This window comes from Streptomyces sp. NPDC055078, assembly GCF_053607985.1.
Window position 1 is genome coordinate 4,288 of the sequence record NZ_JBSGUP010000496.1, and the last position, 1,880, is coordinate 6,167.

Here is a 1,880-nt window from a genome sequence, read left to right on the forward strand (position 1 = left end):
GTCTACACCGAGGAGCACGAGGCGTTCCGCTCCGTGGTCCGCGACTTCGTCGCCCGGGAGGTGACGCCGTACTTCGCCGAGTGGGAGGCCGCCCGCCGTACGCCACGGGAGCTGTTCCACCGGCTCGGTGCGCTCGGGGTACTGGGCTTCGGCATTCCCGAGGAGTACGGCGGCCCGGGCGAGACCAGCTTCATGTACGAGGCGATCATCGCCGAGGAGACCGCCGCGGCGGCCGGTGTCTCGTTCGCCCACTACACCATCAACACCAGCATCGCCCTGCCGTATCTGCTGAGCCTGGCCACCGAGGATCAGAAGAAGCGCTGGCTGCCGGGGGTGGCCTCGGGCGAGATCTGTCTGTGCATCGCCATGACCGAGCCGGGCAGCGGCTCCGACCTGGCGGGCATCCGGACCAAGGCCGAGCTGTCGCAGGACGGCGCCCACTACGTCCTCAACGGCTCCAAGACCTTCATCACCGGGGCGCTCAACTCCGAGCTGTGCATCGTCGTGGCCCGTACCTCCCCCGCCACGCCCGAGGACCGCCGGGCCGGACTGACCCTGCTGGTCGTCCCGACCGACAGCGAGGGGTTCAGCTACGGCAAGCGGCTCGAAAAGATCGGCCTGCACGCCCGCGACACCTCCGAGCTGCACTTCACCGATGTCGAGGTCCCGGTGGAGAACGTCCTCGGAGAGGTCGGCGATGGCTTCTCCTATCTGGGCCGGAATCTGCCGCGCGAGCGGCTCTCCATCGCGGTCAACGCCGTCGCCTCGGGCGCGGCGGCGATCCGGTTCGCCGCGCGGTACGTCAAGGACCGCACCGTCTTCGGCAGGCCGGTGGCCGCCTTCCAGAACACCAAGTTCGTGCTCGCCGAGTGCGAGACCGAGGTCGCCGCCGCTCAGGCCATGGCCGACCGGGGCATGGAGCTGGAGGACGCCCGCGAGCTGACGGCGGCGGACGCCGCGCGGATCAAACTCTTCTGCACCGAGGCCGCCGGCAGGGTCATCGACAAGTGTCTCCAGCTGCACGGCGGCTACGGCTATATGACCGAATACCCCATTGCCCGCCTCTACGCCGACACCCGGGTGTCCCGCATCTACGGAGGCACCAGCGAGGTCATGAAGAGCATCATCGCCAAGGACATGGGCTTGTGAGACTCCCGGGCCCCCCTTTCTCCGGATTGGCCGCCGGTAGGCTGCTGACCGGCCAGGACGCGTTCCGTACGGAGTCCGGACGGCCATCCGCGGGGTGTGCCCCCCGCCCGCACGACCAGGTCCCGGCCCCTGCCGGAGACAGTTCCCGGAGAGATGCTCATGTCTGAACTCGTCGTCGATCTCGATGTCCGGGTCTCCGACCTCGGGCCGAGCGGCCATGTGAACAACGTCGCCTACCTGCGGCTGCTGGACGAGGCGCGCAGCCTGCTCTTCGGGGCCGACCTGCCGGGGGAGAAACGGCACCAGGGCGGCATTCTGGAGGTGCTCGGCGGCCGTGCCCGGATGGTCATCGGCCAGCACCTCGTGGAGTACCGGCGCGAGGTCTGGCACCCCGTCCGCTCCCTCCAGGTGCGGATGTGGATACCCGAACTGGGACGCAGCAGCCTGGCGCTGGCCGCCGCGATCCACGAGGACGGCCATGACGCTCCGGCGGTCGTCGCCGAGTCCAGCGCGGTCCTGGTGGCATGCGACACCGGACGGCCGTGGCCGATGGACGAGGCCAGCCGGGAGGTCTTCACCCGGTATCCCGGTCCCCGGCCCGCCTTCCGCGACCGGGTCGGCGCTCCCCGGCCGGCCGCCTGACAGCCCCCGCTCGGCCGCGCCGCCGCTTGGCCCGAGCCCCCCGCTCAGCCGAGCCGCCGCCGCGGTGCGACTCCGCCGCGGTGTGGTGG

General features: G+C 70.7%; 2 protein-coding genes. Both read left to right on the forward strand.

Features of this window, described 5'->3' with window-relative positions; all coding sequences use genetic code 11:
* Positions 1-1,149, forward strand: a 1,149-nt coding sequence (locus ACWF94_RS30280; RefSeq protein ID WP_453495519.1) for an acyl-CoA dehydrogenase family protein, incomplete at its 5' end; no start/stop codon positions are given.
* A gap of 159 nt (positions 1,150-1,308) precedes the next feature.
* Positions 1,309-1,791 carry an acyl-CoA thioesterase gene (locus tag ACWF94_RS30285; protein ID WP_453495522.1) on the forward strand — a complete coding sequence of 161 codons (483 nt, stop codon included), beginning with the start codon at positions 1,309-1,311 and terminating at the stop codon, positions 1,789-1,791.
* Positions 1,792-1,880 lie beyond the last annotated feature (89 nt).

What these genes read in the sequence shown, in the direction of transcription:
- ACWF94_RS30285 (WP_453495522.1), top strand. Translation starts at nt 1,309, where the DNA reads ATGTCTGAACTCGTCGTCGATCTCGATGTCCGGGTCTCCGACCTCGGG.